This is a genomic window from Allosphingosinicella sp. (genome assembly GCF_059502505.1).
The window spans coordinates 1-22,313 of the sequence record NZ_JCACEU010000014.1; the positions used below are offsets into that span (position 1 = coordinate 1).

18 protein-coding genes and 1 pseudogene are annotated in these 22,313 nt (G+C 63.5%); 10 read left to right on the forward strand and 9 right to left on the reverse strand.

Translation table 11 applies throughout. The annotated features are described in order from the left end of the window. Positions 1-2,576: 2,576 nt before the first annotated feature. Complete coding sequence (locus AC5JBD_RS02075) at positions 2,577-2,738, reverse strand: hypothetical protein (RefSeq protein ID WP_495720105.1); 162 nt, start codon at positions 2,736-2,738, stop codon at positions 2,577-2,579. Positions 2,739-2,837: 99 nt separating this feature from the next. After that, complete coding sequence (locus tag AC5JBD_RS02080; RefSeq protein WP_495720106.1) at positions 2,838-2,975, reverse strand: hypothetical protein; 138 nt, start codon at positions 2,973-2,975, stop codon at positions 2,838-2,840. Positions 2,976-4,075: 1,100 nt separating this feature from the next. Between AC5JBD_RS02080 and AC5JBD_RS02085 the strand changes: the two genes are divergently transcribed. From AC5JBD_RS02085 to AC5JBD_RS02095, 3 genes are all read left to right on the forward strand, one after another. After that, positions 4,076-4,366 carry a hypothetical protein gene (locus AC5JBD_RS02085; RefSeq protein WP_495720107.1) on the forward strand — a complete coding sequence of 97 codons (291 nt, stop codon included), beginning with the start codon at positions 4,076-4,078 and terminating at the stop codon, positions 4,364-4,366. A 137-nt stretch (positions 4,367-4,503) separates the two neighbouring features. Then, positions 4,504-5,100: a DUF5946 family protein gene (locus tag AC5JBD_RS02090; protein WP_495720108.1), complete on the forward strand. Its 597-nt coding sequence runs from the start codon at positions 4,504-4,506 to the stop codon at positions 5,098-5,100. An 82-nt stretch (positions 5,101-5,182) separates the two neighbouring features. Then, complete coding sequence (locus AC5JBD_RS02095) at positions 5,183-5,707, forward strand: hypothetical protein (RefSeq protein WP_495720109.1); 525 nt, start codon at positions 5,183-5,185, stop codon at positions 5,705-5,707. Between the two features lie 766 nt (positions 5,708-6,473). On the opposite strand, the gene AC5JBD_RS02100 is transcribed toward AC5JBD_RS02095, so the two are convergent. Continuing rightward, positions 6,474-6,653 carry a hypothetical protein gene (locus tag AC5JBD_RS02100; protein ID WP_495720110.1) on the reverse strand — a complete coding sequence of 60 codons (180 nt, stop codon included), beginning with the start codon at positions 6,651-6,653 and terminating at the stop codon, positions 6,474-6,476. A 291-nt stretch (positions 6,654-6,944) separates the two neighbouring features. On the opposite strand from AC5JBD_RS02100, the gene AC5JBD_RS02105 reads away from it, so the two are divergent. Beyond that, positions 6,945-7,241, forward strand: coding sequence for a DUF6894 family protein (locus AC5JBD_RS02105; protein ID WP_495721167.1), 297 nt, complete (start codon positions 6,945-6,947; stop codon positions 7,239-7,241). 114 nt (positions 7,242-7,355) lie between these two features. After that, positions 7,356-7,595, forward strand: a complete 240-nt coding sequence (locus AC5JBD_RS02110) for a DUF6894 family protein (RefSeq protein ID WP_495720111.1) — start codon at positions 7,356-7,358, stop codon at positions 7,593-7,595. 143 nt (positions 7,596-7,738) lie between these two features. Here AC5JBD_RS02110 and AC5JBD_RS02115 read toward each other — a convergent pair whose 3' ends face one another. From AC5JBD_RS02115 to AC5JBD_RS02125, 3 genes are read right to left on the reverse strand one after another with little or no spacing between them, the layout of a single operon-like run. Then, positions 7,739-8,041, reverse strand: a complete 303-nt coding sequence (locus AC5JBD_RS02115) for a helix-turn-helix domain-containing protein (RefSeq protein WP_495720112.1) — start codon at positions 8,039-8,041, stop codon at positions 7,739-7,741. Next, positions 8,025-8,264, reverse strand: coding sequence for a hypothetical protein (locus AC5JBD_RS02120; RefSeq protein WP_495720113.1), 240 nt, complete (start codon positions 8,262-8,264; stop codon positions 8,025-8,027). The genes AC5JBD_RS02115 and AC5JBD_RS02120 overlap by 17 nt, the downstream gene beginning before the upstream one ends. Further along, complete coding sequence (locus AC5JBD_RS02125; protein WP_495720114.1) at positions 8,261-8,449, reverse strand: hypothetical protein; 189 nt, start codon at positions 8,447-8,449, stop codon at positions 8,261-8,263. The genes AC5JBD_RS02120 and AC5JBD_RS02125 overlap by 4 nt, the downstream gene beginning before the upstream one ends. Positions 8,450-8,540: 91 nt before the next feature. Here AC5JBD_RS02125 and AC5JBD_RS02130 point away from each other — a divergent pair, with 91 nt between their 5' ends. The 5 genes and pseudogenes from AC5JBD_RS02130 to AC5JBD_RS02150 all read left to right on the forward strand — a co-directional run bounded on the left by AC5JBD_RS02130 (position 8,541) and on the right by AC5JBD_RS02150 (position 11,283). Beyond that, positions 8,541-8,801: a hypothetical protein gene (locus AC5JBD_RS02130; protein WP_495720115.1), complete on the forward strand. Its 261-nt coding sequence runs from the start codon at positions 8,541-8,543 to the stop codon at positions 8,799-8,801. A 79-nt stretch (positions 8,802-8,880) separates the two neighbouring features. Further along, positions 8,881-9,069: a hypothetical protein gene (locus AC5JBD_RS02135; protein WP_495720116.1), complete on the forward strand. Its 189-nt coding sequence runs from the start codon at positions 8,881-8,883 to the stop codon at positions 9,067-9,069. Between the two features lie 687 nt (positions 9,070-9,756). Continuing rightward, positions 9,757-10,179, forward strand: a complete 423-nt coding sequence (locus AC5JBD_RS02140; RefSeq protein ID WP_495720117.1) for a DUF6356 family protein — start codon at positions 9,757-9,759, stop codon at positions 10,177-10,179. Continuing rightward, a pseudogene (locus tag AC5JBD_RS02145) lies at positions 10,172-10,932 on the forward strand (sulfite exporter TauE/SafE family protein). Before AC5JBD_RS02140 ends, AC5JBD_RS02145 begins: the two are co-directional and overlap by 8 nt. Before the next feature lie 126 nt (positions 10,933-11,058). Beyond that, the gene (locus AC5JBD_RS02150) at positions 11,059-11,283 is read left to right on the forward strand and encodes a hypothetical protein (RefSeq protein WP_495720118.1); all 225 of its coding nucleotides are present in this window, start codon (positions 11,059-11,061) and stop codon (positions 11,281-11,283) included. A gap of 33 nt (positions 11,284-11,316) precedes the next feature. Here the strand turns inward: AC5JBD_RS02150 and AC5JBD_RS02155 are convergent, their stop codons facing one another. The 3 genes from AC5JBD_RS02155 to AC5JBD_RS02165 form a co-directional block, all read right to left on the reverse strand. After that, a complete protein-coding gene (locus AC5JBD_RS02155; RefSeq protein WP_495720119.1) occupies positions 11,317-11,739 on the reverse strand; it encodes an SOS response-associated peptidase family protein in 423 nt (140 codons plus the stop codon). Positions 11,740-12,408: 669 nt separating this feature from the next. Then, complete coding sequence (locus AC5JBD_RS02160; protein WP_495720120.1) at positions 12,409-12,996, reverse strand: PEPxxWA-CTERM sorting domain-containing protein; 588 nt, start codon at positions 12,994-12,996, stop codon at positions 12,409-12,411. After that, a complete protein-coding gene (locus tag AC5JBD_RS02165; protein ID WP_495720121.1) occupies positions 12,993-21,275 on the reverse strand; it encodes a cadherin-like domain-containing protein in 8,283 nt (2,760 codons plus the stop codon). Before AC5JBD_RS02165 ends, AC5JBD_RS02160 begins: the two co-directional genes overlap by 4 nt. Positions 21,276-22,313 lie beyond the last annotated feature (1,038 nt).

Below are 22,313 nucleotides of genomic sequence, written 5' to 3' on the forward strand. Positions count from 1 at the left end.
CCGCGGCCCTCCTCATGTCCCATGTCCAACACGGCAATGTCCACTTCCCACCCTTAGCGGTCATTCAGTGGGAGCGTCTGCTCTCGACCCATTGCGGACTGTGGCCGAAGATCATTTGCCAGCTACTTCTCGAGGAGAGCAGGAGCACGCGAGCTACTAATCAACCCGGCCCGTATCATCGCGTCGACAGCGGCTTCTGTGAAAAAGGGGGAAGCTCCATACGGCTCGCGGGATCTGTTGAGCAGGAGCACTCCGAAAGCTCCACGCGATACATTGATTGAGAGCTTACCTTCTGGGCATTGCGGCCTGGCTAGTTCGACCTTGATGCGCGCTCCGTTTGTAAGGCTTCCCTTGTAGACGTGCAGAACCTTTAGGCGTCTGACGTCGTGCATCCATTCATGTCCATCATGATCATCGACAAGTTGGCCATAGACGATGTGAGTTGCACGGTTCACCCAATCGCGAGCTGTGACCTCTACCCAATAGTTTGGCTGAGAGGGCGGCGGCGGAGGCGGGGGCGGACAGGCCCAAGAAGGGCTTGCGACGATCGCGAGAAGTAATCCTACGGCTTTCATTCTCTTCCTCGCTGTCATCAACCGTGCGAAGCCTCAATCTTAGCCTCTCCTGGCCACCCTTGATGTCCGCTTACCACCATCAGCGGACTCTCAGTGGACTAGGCCTGCTTTCGACTCATTGCGGACGATGCGGTGTGCCGTTGCACGATCAGTCACTCCAGGGAGAAATCAGTGGACCCAGCAGCTACTCTATGGGTCGAAACTCCCACTCCGGTGGAACGTCTCCACAGCGCACCAGCTTCTGCGTGGTTTCGGCGCTGTCGAACAGCAGCACGCCGGGAGCGATCCGGGTGAAGCGCTTCCTGTAGACCTTCCCGTCAGCGTTCTCTCCGTAAGCTTCCCCATGCCGACCCTGACGAGCTCGTCGCCGTCGATCCACCATCGCACCGAGGTCTGACCACTCACCACGTAGCCGTCGCGTCGGTAGAATTCGACTTCTGGTGAACAATCCCCCTGCAGTTTGGACTCTTCGGAAGCATCAACCCACCCCCACTTCCCTACCATCCAGGCAGGATGTCCCCTGGGGTGAATAGCGCGCGGCCCGATTGTGCAGGAAGCGACGAGCATCAGAATCAATATTGGCCAAGGCTTCCACATCAGTTTGCCTTACCGAAGCTCAATGAAGGAGCGGTCGACCTCAGCCGATGCTCAACGTCCGCTTTCCACCCATTGCGGACGTTCGGACGAGAGTCTGCTTCCGACCCAAAGCGGACGTTCGGCTGACGTCCGTCTCGAAACCCCTTGCGGAACACCAGGTTGGGGTCAGCTCTCGACGCAAGTGGACCGAACCTGATCCATTTGGGTGCGAGACCCAAACGTCGCACATATGGACGTAGCCTACACGAGGAGAGCAATATGTCGGACGACGGACCTCGCCCTAGGCAGCGCTGGGGAGTGATCCCCTCGGTTGCCGTGGCAGCTGTGATTGTGGTCGGAGTGGTCGGATTGGTGCGCGGGTGCAGCTATGCCTCCGACGAGACGAACTATCAGAACAGCGCGAACGGCGTTCGGAACGATCCCAGCGTATAGCGTCCGCTCTCCGCTATTGCGCACGTTCAGCGGAACGTCCGCCTTCCACCCGTTGCGGATGTTCCAGCCGTAGCCCGCCTTGCCTTCTCGTTTTAAGATGCCGGGGCAGGTTCATTCCTTGTAATTGTCGCCCCGAACTATCCAGCAGTCCTCGTATTCGGAAGCCCGGCTCCCCATATCGTGTTCATCACCTGATCTTCCCGCAGGCATCCCGTGACAGAGAGACTTTGTGTGCTCTCGCTTGCAAATCGGGTGAATGTCCATGAGCGTTCGGCTTAGTTGCCTCCAATCCGTCAATCCGGCTTTCGTCCGGGCTGATCGTGAGAGCTCGCCAGCATGAGCCTCCACTCCCTGTTCGGCCGCCATAATCCGGACCTTCAGAACAGCCATTGGCAGTATGGCCGCTTCGTAACCGACTGCACGATATGCAGGAAGACCATGGTCAAGCTTCCTGGACAGCCTTGGCGAGCAACAACGCGTGCAGACGCCATGAGCCGTCTGTGATCGCGTTATCTCGCAGGCGGGCCGTGAACCCCTGGGTTCTTGCAATTGCCCTGCTCGCCGCCGGCTGTGGACAGGCATCGTCGCCAGAGAGTGTCGCTGCGATGGTCGCTGCGGACGGCAAGGCTGCGGACGAGGTCGTCGCGGCACGCTCGCGAAGAGTTGAGGCGCAGGAGCGCGGTGCCGCACAGGCACAGTCCGACCTGCGCTGGGCCGACCAACGGAGCGAAGAGTTCGATCGGTCAGCCGGTTCGCCAGCGGACCTGGCGCCATCGCCAAGCGTCGCATCGAACGACGGCGGCAGTCCGGTATTGCCGGATCGCCAAGGTCGCTGAGACAGGGCGGTAGCGATGCAAAACACGTGCAGGAGTTCGCCGCCAACGAGGTCGACTGTTCCCTTTGCAGCGCATGGCACGAGGAGGGTAAAGTGGCTCCGTTGAGTGGCTTGGATCGAACCGCGTTCTGAACGGTTCAAGCCCAAGAGAGGAAGCTCCGATCCCGGACACGCAAACCCGTCTCGACCGCCGCAATCGCCAAGCCGCCGAGATAGAGAAGAATCAGCGCGACCTTCGCGCAAGCATCTCGACGAGCAAACGACTCGTTGATGAGGCTGAAGTGATGATACAGCGTCATCGAAAGGAGTGCGACGAGGCTGAGGCAGGCGAATAGATCACGAGCCTTAGGATGGGCAGAGTGCCTCGTTCTAACTGGAAGCCACCCGGCGTCCGCGCGCTACAACAATGACTGAGCTCTCTCGGCGGCGGGCACGTCCTCCAGCGTCTGCCAGCGCAGTTCGTCAAAATCCGGCAGATAGCCGCGGTCGCGATAGAGCCGCTCCTCGATGTCGAACGAAATGCTGCGGTCCTTCACAAAGGCTGTATCCGATCGGCCGCCAATGCCTCGCGTTCGATGTTTTCCCATTCCTTCTCTCATCGTGGTCCCTTTTCTCGCCCGGCTAATGTGAGCATCTGGTCAGAAGTCTCTTGGCTTGATGGTCCGCTGCGGCGTCTTCGGCTCTCAACGCATAAGCGGCGCCGGCCTCGAGGTGCTTCGCCCGCTCGGCTGCGTCCGTGGCTCGGTCGGCCAGGTATTTCGCCCCCTGCTCCAAACACGAATAATAGAAGTGATCGGATGTCTTGTCGTTGAGGGGGCCCGGAGGCCGCGTCGAAGCGATGATGAGTGAGGCGGTCAAACGTCGCGCCACCCGCGTCGCTTCAGCCGCTCGCGCCCCCTTCACGCTATACATGCCGGCGAGTTGATAATGGGCAAGCCTAGCGCGGGAGCTTGTTGCGGTCCGCGCCATCTCCACGGACGAGCTCTCTCTGTCGAGCCAATATTGGGTTTCCATAAGCATCACCATGATCTTCAAGCGAGAGCACAACAACGTCTCTCAGTCACAGGAAGCTTGCAAAAAGATCAGGTGATGATTGTGCATAACACCGGTCGATATATTTAGCTAGGCTTATCTTTGGCGCGTCGCGGTAAATGACCCCGCCCAATTCCGCGCACATAAGTTTATTTTCATCACCGGTTCCGGATGGCTTACGAATGTGGTAGAAGAGACGATCACCTGATCCGCCAGCAAGCATCCTGTGACAGAGAGACTCCGCGCTCTCGCTTGCACTCGAGAAGGTGATCCCCGATGCCCGCCGCAAATAGCCAAGAACCCGCGCAGGCCGACGAAGCTCGTCGGCTGACCCAGCGTCATGCGGATCGTTTCGCTGACGGCAGCTATGGCCCTCGCCAAGGAAGTTATCAGCACCAATCCCGCGTCTTACGGCAGACCCTCGCACGGCTCTCCAGCCAATCATGAGAAACGTGTCCGCGATGATGGCTCGACGTGCCACGATTGCCGAAGCAATGCTCATTCTCCGGGATTTCGACCCGGGCCGCGATGGCGTGACCACGGCTCCCCCGCCCCCCTTATGGGATGAGCCAAACGAGAATCCTGATCGTGGCAAGACGCAGCAATGAAGCGTGCTCCAAAGGCGAAGTCTCAGGTTCCGGGGCAAACCGACGAGTTTGTCGTGGACACCGCGGCGGGATGTCGCGATTTTGCCGCAGCCGACCTCGCCCGGGCCTGTTTGATGGACACGTCGAACGCACGGCGTCGCCTTGAGTCCAGCGCGTTAAGCTGGACGAACCGAGCGCTGTTGATCGAACGTCCGAATGACACCTTTGAACAGTTGCGAGCCCGCGCTGAGGCGGAATGGAGGGCAGCGCTCAAGCTCGACCAGAATGGGTCGGTGAGAAAAGCGTGAAGATGCCTGTTCCTCCAAACGGCCGTCGACCGCCTGCTGTATCATCAGCCATGCTGTTGTTTATGCTCCTGGCGGTGAGATGAGACTGCCCCGGCCACTCTGATTAGAACGCGCCAGCCGTCCTCCTCCCGTTGCGGATGGGTCCCTGGGGCAGTAGGCGCTCGAACGAGACGATACCTGAATGTCCGTTTTCCACCCATTGCAGACATGGGTCGCTCGGCTATTCGGCGTGGGTGGGACTGGAACGATGTCACGGTTGCGGAGCCTTCTTCGCTGAAGGCAATGGCCCGACGCATCTTTACATGCTCTCTTCCACCGGCTGCTGGGCGCGGTTCGGGGAGGTCCTGGCGCGCGAGTATTCGCACGCGGAACTGCTCCCCACGCACCGCCTGAGCGTCGATGTCTATGCGGTTCAGCACCCGGGCTCGCTCGAACGAAGGGCGATACAGTCTGTAGGTCTTCACCTCGCGCGGTTGATGCTTCAGCTGGAACGGCCTGTGACGCCTCGGGAAACGAACGACGTCATGCTTGGGCTCTCGAAGTCGAAGGCCGGCATTCCCTTCCTCGAGCCCCCCGAGAGATTTGATGTGACCGTTGCAGACATTCCCCTCGACGGATCCAGCGACGATCATGTTCGGGCGGTGCGAGCTTGGGCCCAAGCGGCATGGGCGGCTTGGCACGCCCATCACAGCTTTATCCGCTGGTGGGCCCAGTCGGCGCTCAATCGCCACTAGTGAAGCATTCGCGTTCGCCGGTTGCTCGGCGGCCTGAACATCCGCTTTCGACCCATTGCGGACGTAAGGTGATCCTGCCAACTTGCTGCTCAAGCTGATCACTGGAGCGGGCAACGTGTTCACGGTGCTGATCATGCTGGCTACGCCAGCTTACACCGTGCCGCCTGGTTTGGCCGGGGTGGCCGAATTGCAAGGTTGCTGGCGAGTGAGCGGGAAAACGCTCGGCGAAGACACTCCCGCAATTGCGCGCGGTCAGTGGCATCTAGGCCGCCGCTATTTCAATCTGCAACTACGAACGATCGGGTCAGACCCATATGAGGCATCGATAACCTATGGTGCTGGCGAGCAGCCCCGAGCCATCGGGTCAGTCTTCCTCGATGTAACTGGTGGCCTGTACGAACCCTCGCTGGGTCTCGGCGAGCTTGAACAAGGCGGCTTCGTGCAACGCTACCGCTTCTCAGGCGCGGTGTACCTTAATCGTTTCACACGCACCGGGTCTGGCTGGCGCTGGACGATCACTGAGCAGACCAAGGACAAGCCCACCTCAATATTCGCAGATTACCATCTGCGCTCCGCTTCATGTCGCGGAATGCGCTTCGACTACTAAGGCGCGCATCTTTTTCACTCTTGCTGAAGCATCTGCGTTATCTGCCTAAGGCGCTCGCTCCTATCGCCTTTCAGTTCAGCCCAATCACCGCCGTCCGAGACTAAATGTCCGCCGCAGCGAAGGCATGGGGTCACGGCCCGTCCCACCAGCAGGACTGCATGTGGAGCAGGTCTATGGCCTTTGAAGCGGCAGAGGAGGTGCATCGGCCCAATGATCAAATTCGTGGGGCGAAACAGGCGCTTGGACTCATGCACTCGCCGCTTCACCAGCGCGCTGTCGGCTAAACCAAGCCGGTTTCGGCCTCGTTGATTTTCATGCGCTGGTAAACCGCGGTCGGTCTATTCGTGGTTTTGCAACCTTCACCACATTACGTGCATCGGCCTCTGGTCATCAGGGAGAGGTGCTTTGACCGATCAAACGAAACCCGCCGCACGCGCTCAACGGCGCAAGCCCGAAGTTCGTTGGATCGAGGCAGGCTCGGCTGAGACGGGTGGTACAACTACTACGAATTTGGCTTCCGACCAGTCCCGAGGGGCGTCGGGCTTCTCGCACAGTTTCGTTGCTCCGTCCCGGGGAGCGGAATGATAGTCAATTAGGATCGGAGATCCTGTCGCAGCGCTTCCAAAAGCGGCTCGATGGCGGGTGAAAGGATGCTACAGCCGGTCACCTTGGAAGTTTCGAAGGGATGAAGAGCCCGTTGAGCGAGGCTTGGCCGCCGCCTCTCCCTCGTGGCCGCCGGCATCAGCACCTTGCTCCCGCAGTGCCTTCAGTGTGCCCGCGGAGGTGGTCCCACCCGGCTCTTGCCATCGACCTCGTCGATTAGGTCAAGCAATGTTGTGAAGTCAGTATTCTTCTCCAGCAGGAATGCTCGACGGAAGCCGCTGCCCAATACGTCTAGGTCGCGCCGTGTGAGCAATCCCACTGCAACGAAGTTGTCGTCGCTCATGGTTCGCTCCAATGCTGATTTGGGTTTGACAACGGCCGTAAGCGGTTCAGGTGCCAATTGTTTCGCTCCGAGCCAAATCTGGTGCTGAATTGGCCTGCTTGTCGGCGATCGCAGCGGCGCTGGCGCCCGCCTGATAGAAAGCGGCTCGCCACGCTCGAGTGCGGCGATGACCACCTCCTACTTCAACACCATAATTTGTAGGGTAACCGAAACAAGCTGCGACAGCAGCTTTCCAAAAGGCTACAGCGTGCACATCGTTAGCCGGACCTAGGCGCTGACGGCTGAGAGACCATTGCGCTCCGCCTCGTTGCTGGAGCGTCTCATGGACCGGTTTTTCTTCCACGTTGCAGATGGCCGGGATTATCCGACCTTCAGGGGACTGAGCTGCCAAGCCTTGAGGCCGCGATATCAGAAGCGCTTCGCTTCGCCGCTGCCCTGTTGAAGGAGCGGGACAACAAGTTCTGGACTGGCGAAGAGTGGAAGATGCGGGTTACAGACCATGCTGACCTGACCCTGTTCACACTGGTTTTCATGGCGACCGAGGCGCCATCTATTTCGGTCCCGCATTCCCCGCTGGCGTCTGCTTAGCGTCTATGCATCTGACAACCCACCCTTGAAGAGGGCGTGTGGCGCCGGTAAGTAAGGCGCAGATTGAGCATTTTACCCCGGCCTAGCTCCCGCCAAACCTTTGCGGAGAGCTTCATGCCCCGGTATTTCTTCAATACCCAAACCGGCACCCGCTTCACCGATGAAGACGGCTTTGAATTGGACGGACCCGTTGAAGCCCGCCGCCAAGCCATCATCACGTGCGGTGAGATGATGCGGGATGCTCCTGAAGGCTTCTGGGGCAGCCGCCCTTGGCACGTGACCGTCACGGATCCGGACGGACTGGTTCTGTGGGAGATCATGATGGATGGGAACGCTTCAGCCGCTGCAGGCTAACCAAGCATTCTCAACACCTCGACCGCTCCGGCCACAAAAGCGCCGCTCACCAGCAGGGTTGCCAACCACCTTTCGATCGCTTCGCATGTTTTCTCGCTTCATCCACCAGCGTGAAGCACAAGGCCGAACCTGTAGGAAAGCGGTTAGCGGCTCGCGGCGCAGTGTACTATTGATGCGATGGGCTGGCGGAGGATGGTCGTCACTTCAGGTGGGTGAGACCCGTGCGGCTCCAGGTTGTGAGCTGCTATATCGAGCACGCGCGCCAGCTTAAGGATCTCAGCGCCCGTTGGCTTCACCAGCCCGCGCTCGAGCTTCTCCAGCCGCTCAACCCGGATCCCGGTGTCCCGCCGCACGTCGCTGACCGCGAGCTGCCGAAACTCGCGCCAGACCTTCAGCGGCGCCTCGCCTGCAAAGATGCGGTCGCACTGGTCAGGCGGCAGGCGCATCGGTCAGCTCTTTGAGCTTCAGCCGCAGAGCGTAGTTCTCATCCTTGAGCAACACATTCTCGCGGATCGTGCCGGCGGGATCGCAGTCGTTGACGACGTCGTGGAAGAATAGCCTGAGGGGCGCCGGCAGCGCGTTGATGTTCGCCTCTGTCGGCGTCCAATCCTTTGGAATGTGGAGCGTCTCGCCCACGAAGTCGCGGAGCAAGACGGAACGGGGGATCACGGCCGCTCTCCGAAGTCGATCTCAGCGAGCCAGTCGGCTAGCTTCTCAGCGACGGCCGGCCGGGGGCCCAGGTTGACCACGGTGGCCGAAGGTCCCGACCCGCTCACGAGCCACACGCACTCGTCCTCATCGGGACCTTCGATCTCGAAGAGGGCTCCTTGCTCCAGCTCATCGTTCTCAGCCACCGCTGCACTCCTTCGGCAGCGCAACCGCCCCGGAAGAAAGTTGTTTCCCGGCATCTGGCGGCAGGTAGCCACGTTCTATATCTGTTCTCGAATGAGCGATCGAATCAAGATGAATGAACGCCAACTCGCCGCGGCCATTGCAGGTTGGCTGAGGCACGTTCCGAAGAAGGTCTGGGAGCAGTTCATCGAGCACAAGGTGCTGCAGTTCTACAAGCGCCAGAGCCTGCAGGCGACGACGCTGGAGATGCAGATCGCCGAGCATGTCGCGGCCGAGATGACTCAGCTCGACTGGGAGGTGACCCATCCGAAGGCGCACCATCCTGGATCATCGCCGCCCCGCAAGGACGTTTGAAGGCATGATCCTCAGCGCCGACCGGTGCAGGACAGGAAGGTGGAGGAACCGAACGCCGATTGATGCGCTTGCCGGCACCATGAATGACAAAGTGCATGACGAAGCGAGTGACGTCGAAGCTCTGGATGGCCGCGTGGTAGTGGATGGTCCCGACGGCGTGGCAGTGCTGCTGACGCCGGATGCTGCACTCGAGACTAGCGATCGGCTGCACGAAGCGGCGGTCACGGCGCAGGGTCAGAAGGTGATAGCCGACAAGGAAGAGCGCTGAGCGACGCGGCGTCGAAGGGAACCGTGAAGGGCCTGCCTCGGACCCCTGATGGTCGCTATATCGCGATTCAGGGTTCGGCAGGCCCGCGCCTCTGGAGGGCCAGCAACCCGCACATTGATGAAGCGGAGCGCGTGCGGCTCGTTAGCGAGCTAGCCCTGGCGCGAAGTGCTGTCAGGAGAGCTTACGGCGACGTTGCCGCTCTGGCACAAGCAAGAGCCGCAGTCGATCAGGCGAAGCGCGCGCTAGGTGAGCGGGGACCCGTCTGGTGGACCGATGGCGCTCCAGATCTAAACAGGACGCTCGTGAAGAACTCGCCCTATGCGGCTTGGTGGGCCAGTATCTCGACCGCGCAGAAGCTCAGTTAGAGGTCGGCGGCGCCGGCATCGTGCCAGTGCTCGGGGTGGTGACGAAGTCTGTCAGATACCAAGCGGCTGCCGCGATCATGGCGATCGCTAAAAGCAGTAGAAGCAGACACGAACGGTGATTGCTCGAAGGGTTCGGCATGGCTGCCTTTTGATCAGCGTTTTTTGAAAAGCGCCCCGGCAGGTAAGCAGCCGGGGCGCCGGGAGAGTCATGCTTTGGAAGCTCCTGCCGAACTCGCCACCGCCGACAGCGTTCCACCTCTCACAGCATCTTGTTGTAACGTCATCTAGCAAGCATATTCCGCTGCCACATTGGAGCGCGTCGATGTTGGGATCACTTGTGCAGGCAAGCCGGCGGCATCTATCGGGCGCTGGCGAGACCTATTTCCAGCACATGCGCTTCGCTGGCGCGGTTGGGTGCATGCTAGTGGCTGCGGCCATCGCCTGCTTGCTGCACGCGCTGATACCGGGCGTGTGCACCACCACTGCGAGTGATACGATTCGGCGCCTCCAGCTCGTTATGAGTGACCGGGATCGCATCCTTGAAGCCGCAGAAGGCGCCGAGGAGGCAACCAGCTTCAGCGCCCTGCTAATGATGTCGGTCGCAGCCGCCGCTTCGGTCTGGCTGGCCGGAGCGGCTCCATTGATTGCGTTGCCTCTCTCGCTGATGGCTCTCGGCCTTCCAGCCGCCTTCCTGCTCAGCAACCCTCAGCTCCAGCCGCCGGAAGAGTCGCCGCTTCGTGCCTGATTTGGGCATTGTGCCTGGAGATTTGCTGCTCTTCATCCTCATTGGGTTCCTTGCGCAGCTCGTCGACGGCGCTCTGGGGATGGCCTTTGGGGTCATTTCCAGCACCCTTCTTGTGACATTGGGCGTACCACCCGCTGCAGCTTCAGAGGGGTACACGTTGTGGAGAGCTTCACGACAGGCGCCTCGGGCATCAGCCACGTGCTTCATCGAAACGTCGATTGGCGGCTGTTTTCCCGTCTCGTCCTGCCCGGTGTGATCGGAGGTGTGCTTGGCGCCTATGTGCTCACGCAGCTGGATGCCGATACGGCTCGCCCGCTCATCCTCGCTTATTTAGCTGCAATAGGCGCCTACCTCTTGTGGCGCGGCTTTAAGTTTCCGGCGGAGGAGAGAAAGCCCCGATTTGTCTCGGCGCTGGGCCTGGCCGGAGGCTTCTTGGACGCTGCCGGAGGCGGCGGCTGGGGACCTATCGTTACGGGGAACCTGCTCGTGCAGGGAGCAAGCCCGAGAAAAGTGATCGGCACCGTCAATACTGCCGAGTTCTTCCTGACAATCACGATCTCGGCCACGTTCATTGCGGCACTCGGACTTGAGGCGTTCACAACTGCAACATTGGGCCTCCTTGCCGGCGGGATCCTCGCAGCCCCGCTAGGTGCCGTGGTCGCCAAGCGCCTGCCAGCTAAGCAGCTCATGATCCTGGTGGGAGCGGTGCTGACGATCACCAGCCTCTATGGAGTTGTGACAGCTTTGTCGTAACTGCGTCGACCGTCCACTTTCCACCCAGTGCGGACATTGAGCCACGGCCCGCTTCCACCCTTTACTAACTCTGACGCGGACTTTGGCGAGCTTGCGCGGCAACGGCCTTTCTGGTGAAGCTCTGTCATGAGATGGAACAATCGCCAGAAGGTCGAACGACCTGAATATCCCAAGCTGATCCCCGTCGCTGGAACGGTAGTGGAAGCCAGCAAGCTGCTACCGCTTATCCAGAACTATGACCCAGACGCTTCGATCCTGGATGGCGGCGAGCGCGGGTCATTTCTGAAGGTCCACAACGAGGCCGCCGAAGCAGCGGCGACGCCAGAGGAACGCGATTTCCCACTCGCCTGAGCGTCCGCTTTCCACCCATTGCAGACGTTCGGGCTAGGCGACGGCCATGAGCTGCGACGGAAACGGAGTCGCTAGCGAACACACATCATCCACCTCGCCAGACAGCCAGCGATCTTCGTCCTCTTCGTGCAGGATCACGGGACAAGCCTTCTCGTGAATGGCGCCGACAATATGTGTCGAGGAATCCCCATCGTAGCCGCAGGTGAGGAATGCGTAGGCATTTCCGTCGAGGGTTGGCCTCCAGATGCCGGCGAAGCTGAAGATCGGAGCGGACGGCAGGCTGAACCAATGCTCGCGCTTCGACCCTTTCTCCCCAGACCACTCGCAGAAGTCCGTCACCGGCACGAGGCAGAGCCGTGCCGGGTCTTTCAACATTGATCGCCAGAAGGGGCTGCTGAGGTTGCGTACGTTGGTGACCGGCTTTCCCGTAGGTGGCAGCGGGATGCCCCACTTCATCGCGTCGAGCCGCCTTCCCCCGCCCCCCGGACGATCCACCCGAGGCGTTTCGGGAATAGCTCAGGGGGCGGTAGTCGCTCTGGCTCCGGAAACAGCGTCGCCGGATCGAGGCCATAGCGCTTCGCAATCTCGAGCTGCTTGGCGGTGACGCGGTAGCGGTTGCACATGCCTCAAAGTAGGCAGAGGCCGCCTTTTAGTCCACGCTCCTTCAGGTGAGCACTGCGAAGGGCAGCTCATGCCCGAAGGACTGCCTGCCCGGTGCAGCTCGGAGATACAGCAGACGTTTGTCTCGTCTCCGACCATAATGAGGCCACGTGTAGCCCCATATCTGCAACACTTTGACCGGCAAGACCATGGGCAGGAGACCGTCAGGCCTCATCATTCGAGCCGGTGACGCTAGTAGAGCACTCAGCCAACGTGGGCGCGGGTCCAGCATCCACCGCATGCTGGTCGTAGGCAGTGACGAAGATGATGGCGGGGCGATCCGCGGGATCGGGACGATCATCATGCTGCGTAGATGGGGCAGGGCTCTGGATGGTCAACTAAGCAGCTGGTTGCTCTGCCCTTAAGACCCGAAGCGAAGTGGCAGCGTGCCATGAACGGGTCCGGACAACGCAAGTCCTATGCCGGAAGCATAAAAGAACGGCCGACCTGTCCGAAGTCACGGGCCTAGCTCGTCAAGCAGGCTGTCACGCTCGTCTTGCGCGAGCGCCGAAGCGCAGCTCCCGCCGCACCGAACCCGACGATCAGCAGCGCCCACTGCTCCGGTTCCGGCACGGCGCCCGCGCCGACCGGCGTGGTGATGGCGTTGGCAAAGTCCAGCTCGCCGACCGCGAAGTTCGCATTGCTGGCGAAGATGAACTGTCCGCCCGACAAGGACACGACCTGGTCGCCGCCCAACGCCGTAAAATCGAAGCCGCTGAGAACGCCGTCGGTGAAGGTCAGCCACGGAAAGGACGGGAACGCGATGTCGTCGTTCTGGTCGAAGGACAACGCGCCTGCGGTGAGCGACAGGGTGATCCCCTCCAGCGGCGTCAGCACGGTCTGGCCGGTGGCGGAGACGAGCTCACTGTCATAGCGCGCGATCACCGTGAACACCGAATCTAACGGCAGGGTGGCCTCGTTACTGTTGTTGATCGTGCCGGTGACTTTAGTCTGCAGGATCGTCGCGGCTTCGGCATTGACCGCAGCCAGGCTCAGGGCCGCAACCGCGGCTAGCACCATTTTCTTGAACACCACGTTTTCCCCCAAGATCATGCGATAAGTTGAGACTGAACAGCCGCGGCGGTGAAGTCCGAGGCGTCGAGCTGACTCAGCTGCAGACCCGAAAGCAGCAGCGTCGAACCATCGTCGGCCGTTAACAGGACACCCCCGGTCACCGACTTGGCAGACGCTAAGGCCTCGTCGACGCTGGCGAATATGGAAGACACGTCGAGCCTGTCAACGCCATTGGCAAAGTCGGTGACCCGATCTTGGCCACCTTCGAACACGAACAGGTCCGCGCCGCGGCCGCCGGTCATCTCGTCATTGCCGACGCCGCCGATCAGAACGTCACCATCGATGCCGCCGAACAGCTTGTCGTTGCCGTCGCCGCCGATCAATGTGTCGAGACCGGAGATGGCGAACAGGATGTCGTCGCCCGCGCCCCCCTCCAGCCGGTCGGTGCCCGCACCGCCGTTGAGGTTGTCGTTGCCCTGGCCGCCGAGGAGGGTGTCGTTGCCGCCCCCCCCAACGAGGCTGTCGGCGCCGCCGTTGCCGGTGAGCAGGTTGTCCGCGGCATTGCCGGTGAGGGTGTCATAGCCGGCGCCGCCCTCGACATTCTCGATCGAGGCGAGCCTATCCCCCTCGTTCGTCGTGTTCTGGAGCAGGTTGACGTTCACCCCTGCGGTGCGGTCGGCGAAGCTCAGCGTGTCGGTGCCGAGCCCGCCGTCATAGAAGTCCGCGCCCGTGCCGGCGAGGATCCGGTCATCGCCGCCGCCGGCAAAGACCTGGTCGCTGCCGCCCCGGTCCGAGAGCAAGTCGGCCATGTCGCCGCCCTCCAGCCGGTTGACGCCGTCGCTGCCGAAGAAGCTGACTGCGGTGTCGGGCGACCCGTTGGTCAGGTTCTCCACGTCGAAGAGGAGGCTGCCGTCATAATAGCCGCCGCCGACCAAGCCGGAGATCAGGTCGACCACGACCTCACCGCCCGCCGACATCGTGACGAGGGTGTCGACGCCGCCGCCGCCTTCGATGCGGTTGCGCTGGGTGATGGCGTCGCCGCCCAAGCGGTCGTCACCTTCGCCGCCGAGCAGCTCGTTCTCGCCCGCGCCGCCGGTGATCGCGTCGTTGCCGCCGAGGCCTTCGACGCGATCGTCGAACGCCGTGCCGGTGAGGACGTCGTCCCCTTCGGTGCCGCGGATGAGCTCGATGTGGCCGTTGATCGTCAGCGTCACCGTCGCGACGCTCTCCGCGCCTGCGGAGTCGCGCATCGTGTAGCTGAACGAAGTGGTGGCCGTCTCGCCCTCACCGAGCGCGTCGAACGCGTCAGCGATGAAGCGCAGCGTCTGCGTCTCCGGATCGAAGATCAGCGTCCCCTGGAGCCCGGTCGTGTCGACCGTGACGATGCTGCTTGTGTCGCCCGCATCCACGTCGGTGTCGTTGGCGAGGAGCAAGGCCGCAAGATCAATCGAGCCGTTCTCGTCCACGCTCGCCGCATCGGCGACCGCCACCGGCGCGTCGTTGGCGCCGACGATCGTCACCGTCACCGTGGCCGTCGAGGTCGCCCCGAGGGCGTCCGCAATCGTGTACGTGAAGGTGTCGGTCGCGGTCTGGCCGGCACCGAGCGCATGGGCAGCGGCCAACGGCGCATAGCGCACCGAGCCGGTCGCCGCATCGTAGGTCAGCATGCCCTGCGCACCCGTGCCGTCCACGCCGACGATGCTGCGCGTGTCGCCCGCATCGACGTCAGTGTCATTGGCCAGGAGCAAGGCGGTGAGATCGGTTGCCGCAGCATCTTCGCCGATCTCGACCGCATCCGCCACGGCCACCGGCGCATCGTTGGCGCCGACGATCGTCACCGTCACCGTCGCCGTCGAGGTCGCCCCGGAGGCATCCGCGATCGTGTAGGTGAAGGTGTCGGTCGCGGTCTGGCCGGCGCCGAGCGCCTGCGCTGAGGCGGGCGGTGCATAGCTGACTGAGCCGGTCTCGGGATCGAAGGTCAGAGTGCCCTCCGCGCTCGAGGCATTCACGCCGACGATGGTGCGAGTATCACCCGCATCGACGTCGGTGTCGTTACCGAGCAACAGAGCAGTGAGGTCGGTCGCCGCCGCGTCCTCACCGATCTCGACCGCCTCGGCCACCGCCACCGGCACGTCGTTCGCGCCGACGATGGTCACCGTGACCGTGGCCGTCGAAGTGGCCCCCGCCGCGTCCGCGATCGTGTAGGTGAACGTGTCGGTCGCCGTCTCGCCCTCGCGCAGCGCCTGGGCCGCCGCGGACGGGACGTAGCTGACCGTGCCAGTCGCCGGGTCGAAGGCCAGGTTACCAGCAGCGCCCGTGGCGTCCACGCCTACGATGCTACGGGTGTCGCCTGCATCGACGTCGGTATCGTTGGCCAGCAACAAGGCGGTGAGGTCGGTCGCCGCCGCATCCTCGCCGAGCGCGACCGCGTCGGCGCCCGCCACCGGAGCGTCGTTGACGCCGGTCACGGTGACGAACACCGTCGCCGTGTCCACCGCGCCGGCGCTGTCGACCACCTGATAGGTGAAGCTGTCGGTGAAGGTCGCGCCTGCGCCGAGCGACTGGAACAGCGCGCCCGGATCGTAGACGACGTTGCCGGCCTCATTTATCGTGACGGCCGCACCGCCGACGCTGGTGGTCACGGCCGCAATCGCTTTGGTGTCGCCGGCATCGACGTCCGTGTCGTTGCCGAGCAGGTCCGCGGCGAGGATCGTGACCGGACCGCCGTCTTCCACCGCCGCGGCCATGTCGTCGACCGCGGCCGGCGCGTCGTTGACGCCGGTGATCGTCATCACGACCGTGGCGGTCGAGGTGGCGCCGGAGCCGTCCACCATCCTGTAGGTGAAGCTGTCGGTGGTGGTCGCACCTTGGCCGAGCGACTGGAACAGCGCACCCGGATTATAGACGACGTTGCCAGCCTCATTGAGCGTCACGCTGGCGCCAGCCTGGCTCTGGGTAACCGACAGGATGGTCTTGGTGTCGCCCGCGTCGGGATCGGTGTCGTTGGCGAGCAGCGACGCTCCGCCGAGCTCGACCGGACCGCCGTCCTCAACGGCTGCGCCCGTGTCGTTGGCCGCGGCCGGACCGTCATTCTCGCCGGTGATCATCACCGTGACGACCGCCGTGTCGTTGCCGCCCTTGCCGTCGCTGACGGTGTAGGAGAAGCTGTCGGTCGTCGTCTCGCCGGCCCTGAGGCTGTTGAAGCGGTTGCCCGGATCGTAGCGGAGCTGCCCGTCGACGAAGCTCAGGGTCACGCCGCGCGCGGAGGTGCCGATGCCGGTGATGGTGAGCGGATCGCCGTCCGCATCCACATCGTTGGCGAGCAGGCTGTCGGCGGACACCGTGATCACGCCATGCTCGGTGCCGGCGAGGGCATCGTCGCCTGCCACCGGTGCGCGGTTGGCATTGTCCGTCACGCCCTTGATCGTCACCGTCACAGTCGCCGTGCTGCGCGCGCCGGCGCCGTCCTCGATCGTGTAGGTGAAGGTCGTGGTGGCGGTCTCGCCGGCGTTGAGGCCCTCATAGCTGTCGTCGTCGGCGACGAAGACGAGGGTCTGGGCGGCTTGGTCGAACAGCACGCTGCCCTTGGTGCCGGTCGTGTCGACCGCCACGATCGTGCGGCTGTCGCCGATATCCGGATCGGTGTCGCCGGTCAGCAGGGTCGAGACGAGGTTGGCCGAAGTGGCGTCCTCGTCCACCGTCACGCTGTCCGCATCGGCGGTCGGCGCATCGTTCTTGCCGACGACCGTGAGCGTCACCGTCGCGGTGTCGGTTGCCCCTGCCTCGTCGCGAATGCGATAGGTGAAGGTATCCGTTGTCGTCTGGCCTTCACGCAGCGACTGATAGGCGCTGCCCGGATCAACCATGACCTTGCCGTCGACGATGCTGAGCGTCGCGCCCTTGTCGGTGACCAGGCTGGTCAGCCCGTCGAAGCTGAAGGCCTGGTTGAGGTCCGGATCGCTGTCGTTGGCGAGGAGCGCCGACACTTCGATCGCGATGGCCGCGCCGTCCTCGAAGATCGTGAAGCCGCTGTCGTTGCCCGCGACCGGCGCGCTGTTGCCGCCGATTGCAAAAGCCGGGCTGAAATTGTCGGCGGTGAGCGTCGATGCGTCGACGTTCTGCAGCCGGACGACCGTCTGCCAGGTGTCGTCGGTGCCGACCGAGTCCGCGTCGAACTGCACGAGCGTGTCGGCGCCGTCCTGCACCAGCCGCATGAAGCCCGCGGTGAAGGGGTTGGAGCCGTTTACATAGCCGGTCAGGTTGGCGAGCGTCTCAGTGATCTCGAGCACGTCGCCGCCGGCGCCGCTTTCGAAGTCGGTGATCGTGTCGACCACCACCGCCGCGGTCGGATCCGCGTCGAGCTTGAAGGTGTCGCGCCCGGTGCCGCCGGTGAAGCTGTCGAATGCGTCGTTCTGGGAGACGGACTCCAGGCGGTCGTTGCCGTCGCCGCCGTTGAAGACGTTGCTCCCCTGCGTGTCGATCAGGGTGTCGTTGCCGTCGCCGCCGATCAGCGTGTCGTTGCCGGTGCTGCCGCGCAGCGTGTCCTGACCGGCGCCGCCCATCAGCGCGTCGTTGCCGCTGCCGCCGTCGATCGTGTCGTCGTCGCCGCCGCCGTCGATCTGGTCGTTGCCGTCATTGCCCTCGATATTGTCGCTGCCGAGGCCTCCGTCGATCACGTCGTGGCCGCCCTGGCCCCTGATCGTGTCGCTGCCGCCGAGGCCGCTAATCGTGTCCGCATCCGAGCCGCCGGTGAGCGTGTCTGCGCCTTCCGTGCCGGTGATCGTCAGGCCGACGCCGCTCAGCCCGAATTGCGGGCTGAAATTCTGCGGCACCAGGTCGGCGACGTTGAGGTTCTGGAAGACCGCGAGGGTCCGATATTCGTGGCCCGTCCCAGGGCCGTCGAGATCGACCTGGAAGAGCGCGTCGTCACCCTGCTGCACGAAGCGGAGATGCCCGGTCGTGAACGGATTCTGCCCGGTCGTGTAACCGGTTAGGCGTGCCAGCACCCCCTGATAATCGAGGATGTCGCCGGCCGGACCCGCCTCGAAATCGGTGACGATGTCGGGCGTGTAGGTGTTGGGCGTATTGACGATCGCGAGCGCGTCGAAGTCGAACGTGTCGCGCCCGCTGCCGCCGCTGACGATGTCCGTCTCGGAGCCCAGCCCCAGGTTGTTGAACTTGTCGTCGCCTTCCTCGCCATAATGCTGGTTGCTGCCGGCGGCGTCGTTGAAGGTGTCGTTGCCGGCGCCGCCATAATAGATGTCGTTGCCGCCGCCGCTGACGAAGCTGTCATTGCCCTCCTCGCCATAGCCGATGTCGTCGCCGTCGCTGCCGTCGAGCTCGTCATTGCCGACGCCGCCGTTCATCATGTCCTGGCCGGCGCCGCCGACCAGCTTGTCGTCGCCCTGTTCGCCGAACAGGATGTCGTTGCCGGCCCCGCCGTTGAGCGTGTCCTTGCCGAAGCCGCCCGACAGCGAGTCGTCGCTGCGCGTGCCGGTCAGCACGTCGTCGAAGATCGTGCCCGAGACCGTATAGCCGACGCCGTTCGGCGCATAGCTCGGGTCGAAATTGTCGATGGTGAGCTGACCCGGCGTGACGTTCTGGAGCCGGACCATGGTGACGAAGCCGCGCGCCGAGCCGGTGCCATCCACGTCGAGCTGGAGCAGGGTGTCGGAGCCGTCGGCGACCAGCCGCAGATGCCCGGTCTGGAAGGGGTTCTGGCCGTCAGCATATCCGGTAAGCGACGCCAGCGCGGACCCAAGCTGGAGGACGTCGCCTTCCGGGCCGGTCGCGAAGTCGGTGATGACGTCCGCCACATGGGCCTGGTTGAAGCGGATCGTCGTGTTGGTCAGCTCGTAGAAGTCGCGCCCGCTGCCGCCGGTCAGCGTGTCGACGCCGTTGCCGGAGGATACGAGCTTGAAGCGATCGTCGCCCGCGCCGCCATCTTGGCTGTTCGCGCCGCTGGTGTCGCTGAACGTGTCGTCGCCGTCGCCGCCGATTAGGGTATCGCCTTCGGCTCCGCCCTCGAGCTGGTCATTGCCCTCGCCGCCCGAGAGCATGTCGACACCGGCGCCGCCGCTCAGCTTGTCATGGCCGCGGCTGCCATTGTGCACGTCGGGGCCCGCGGTGCCGTTGAACGTCACGCCTGCCCGGCTGTCGAAGTTGCTGGTCAGCGCCGACCAATTGTCGGTGGTGATGTTGCCGGGCGCCACGCCCTCCAGACGCACCAGTGTTTGCCAGGTGCGCGCGCTGCCGCCCGCGTCGAGATCGATCTGGAGCAACGTGTCGTTGCCGTCGGCGATAAAGCGGACGTGGCCGGTCGCGAACGGATCGTTGCCGCTGAAGCCGGTGAGATGGCCGCGGATGCCCATCAGGTCGAGCACGTCGCCGCCCGGCCCGGTCTGGAAGTCCGTGATGGTGTCGACTGCGAGAGTGGTCGGGTTGATGCGGGCGTCGAAGCCGCTGACGCGATAGACGTCGCGGCCGGCGCCGCCGGTCAGCGTATCCGAGCCGCCCGGGATGCTGTTGGACGAGCCGTTGAAGGCAGTCGCGATGAAATCGAACACATCGTCGCCGTCGCCGCCGATCTGAACGTTGGAGCCCTTGGCGTCGCCGAAATAATCGTCGCCCGCGCCGCCCTCGAGACGGTCGTCCTCCGAGCCGCCGTCGAGCTTGTCGGCGCCGTCGCCGCCGATCAGCGTGTCATTGTCCTTGCCGCCGTTAAGCTCGTCATTGCCGGCGCCGCCGACGAGCATGTCCTGCCCGTCGGCGCCGTTCAGGATGTCCGCGCCGGTGCCGCCGTCGAGCCGATCGGCGCCGAAGCCGCCGTTCAGCGTGTCGTTGCCGCCAAGGCCCGAAATGTCGTCGTCGCTCGCCGAGCCGGTCACCGTCTCGTCCAGCGCCGAGGCGGAGACCGTGTAGCCGACGCCGTTCGGTGCGTAGCTCGGCGAGAAGTTCAGCGCCTCGAACTCGGCCGGCGTGATGTCCCTGAGGCGCACAAGGGTCTGGAAGGCGAGCGCGCCGCCCGCGTCGAAATCCACCTGGAGCAAGGTGTCGGCGCCGTCGGTGACAAGCCGCAGATGGCCGGTGAGGAACGGGTTGGTGCCGGTTGTGTAGCCGATCAGGCGGTTCACGACGTCCGTAAGGTCGAGGACGTCGCCGTCCGGGCCACCCGCAAAATCGGTGATCACGTCGACGAACACGCTTCCCGGCGAGGACCGCCCGGTTGAGCCGTCGATCTTGAACGTGTCGCGGCCAAGGCCTCCAGTGAAGGTGTCGACGCCGCCTGCGCTCTGGCCGGATTTGGAAACGCCGATGAAGACGTCGTCGCCCGCGCCGCCGTCGAAGATGTTGGCGCCGTCCTGGTCGTCGAAGCTGTCATTGCCGTCGCCGCCGTTCAGCGTGTCGTTGCCGGTGCCGCCGCTCAGATTGTCATTGCCGTCGTCGCCGTTCAGCACGTCGGCGCCGGCGCCGCCGTTCAGCGTGTCGTTGTCCGCGCCGCCGTTCAGCGTGTCGCTGCCATTGTCGCCGTTCAGCGTGTCGGTGCCCTCGCCGCCGTTCAGCACGTCGTTGCCGTTGCGGCCGTTCAGGGTGTCGTTGCCGCCGAGGCCGTTCAGCACGTCCTCGCTCTCCGTGCCGGCCAGGGTCTCGCCGGCCTCGGTGCCGTTCAGCGTGACGCCGACGTTGCTGGGCGCGTAGCTGGGCACGAAATTGGCGACCGTCAGCATCTCGGGCGTGACGTTCTGCAGGCGCACGAGGGTGGTGAAGCTCACGCCCCCGGTGGCGCCGTTATTGTCGAGCTGGAGCAGGGTGTCCGTGCCGTCGGCGACGAGACGCAGATGGCCGGTGAGGAACGGGTTCTCGCCCGTGGGAACGCCGATGAGCTGGCTGATCACGTCGGTGAGATCGATGATGTCGCCGCCCGTGCCGGCCTGGAAGTCGACGATGATGTCGGCAACGTGGGTACTGGGCGACTGGCGCACCGTCTGGCTCGACAGCTTAAACGTGTCGCGGCCCTCTCCGCCGATCAGCGTGTCGACGCCGCTGCCGCGGGAGACGTTCTGAAAGATGTCGTCGCCTGCGCCGCCGTCCTGGGTGTTGGTGCCCTCGTCGTCGTTGAGCGTGTCGGCGCCGTCGCCGCCGTTGAGCGTGTCGTTGCCCGCACCGCCATTCAGAGTGTCATTGCCCTCGCCGCCGTTCAGCGTGTCGTCGCCGCCGTTTCCGTTCAGCGTGTCGTTGCCGCCGAGGCCGTTGAGGATGTCGGCAGCCTCGCTGCCGGTGATGATGTTGTTGCCGTTGTCGCCCGTTTGCTCAGCCATGTGTCAGCCCCCCAAAATGCGCGGCGCCCCCCGGCGCGCGCTGCATGATTCTTTCGATTTATGGTGAGAGACGCGGCCGGACGGCCCCGTTCAGAACCCCTCGAGGCGGCCCGTTAGGAGCCCATCGGCCGCCGCGGCGCGCTCATTTGGACAAAATTTACATATTCTGCGACGAATACGTTCCGACCCGCCGCTGAACCTCACCCACCCTGCACTGGTAGCCCCGCGCACCGGCCGTTTTGGGCGTCGGGCTGCGGCAGCTTACGTCGGGAATGGCCGCTAAGCTGCCGCAGCCAAATGTCCGCAATGGGTCGAAAACGGACGCTCGCACTTTACGTCCGCAATGGGTGGAAAGCCGACTTTGCGGCATCGAGGCGCGGCGGGCAGTGTGCGGCTATGCGCTCAGAGACTGCCAAACTGCCGAAAGGGCAAAGCTACCCTCTCAAGCCAACGGCGCTTGAGGCCGCGCTGGCGAGGGCCGGGATCAGCATCGACCTGCACCTCATCAGAAGTCCGGGTGAGTTGTTCGATGCCCATTTCTGGCCGCCCAACCACAATGTGCCGCACGAACGGCTATACGTTCGCGCAGGGTCAGTGCCGACGGAACGAGCCGCCGATGCCCGCACCGCATGGAGACCATTGTCATCCCGTCTCTCGTGGGCTGGATTGCTGATATACTCGCACAGGACAGAAACTCGCCCGTTCGGCGCGAGCAGCAGGTGATCGACCTCAATCGCGCCTAACCTCCGCTTTGGGTCGAGAGCAGACATCGCAGCTGGAAGCCGAAGGTCCGCTTCCGGGACTCCCATCGACAGTGTTGGACGGCCGACATTGGCGCAAAGCCGCCGCCTCGCCGAATGTCGAATGCGAGGAAGCGGGCACCTCACTGGCGGTAGGAGCGAGGCCCATTGCGAGTTACTCATCGGCTGTCCCGATCCCGGCTCTGGCTTACGGCGTTCCTCAGGATGCTGCGCACCTGCACCACCCCCGGGGGCCGTGACGCGGAGACGCCCACCCCTCCTACGCGCATGAACCTAC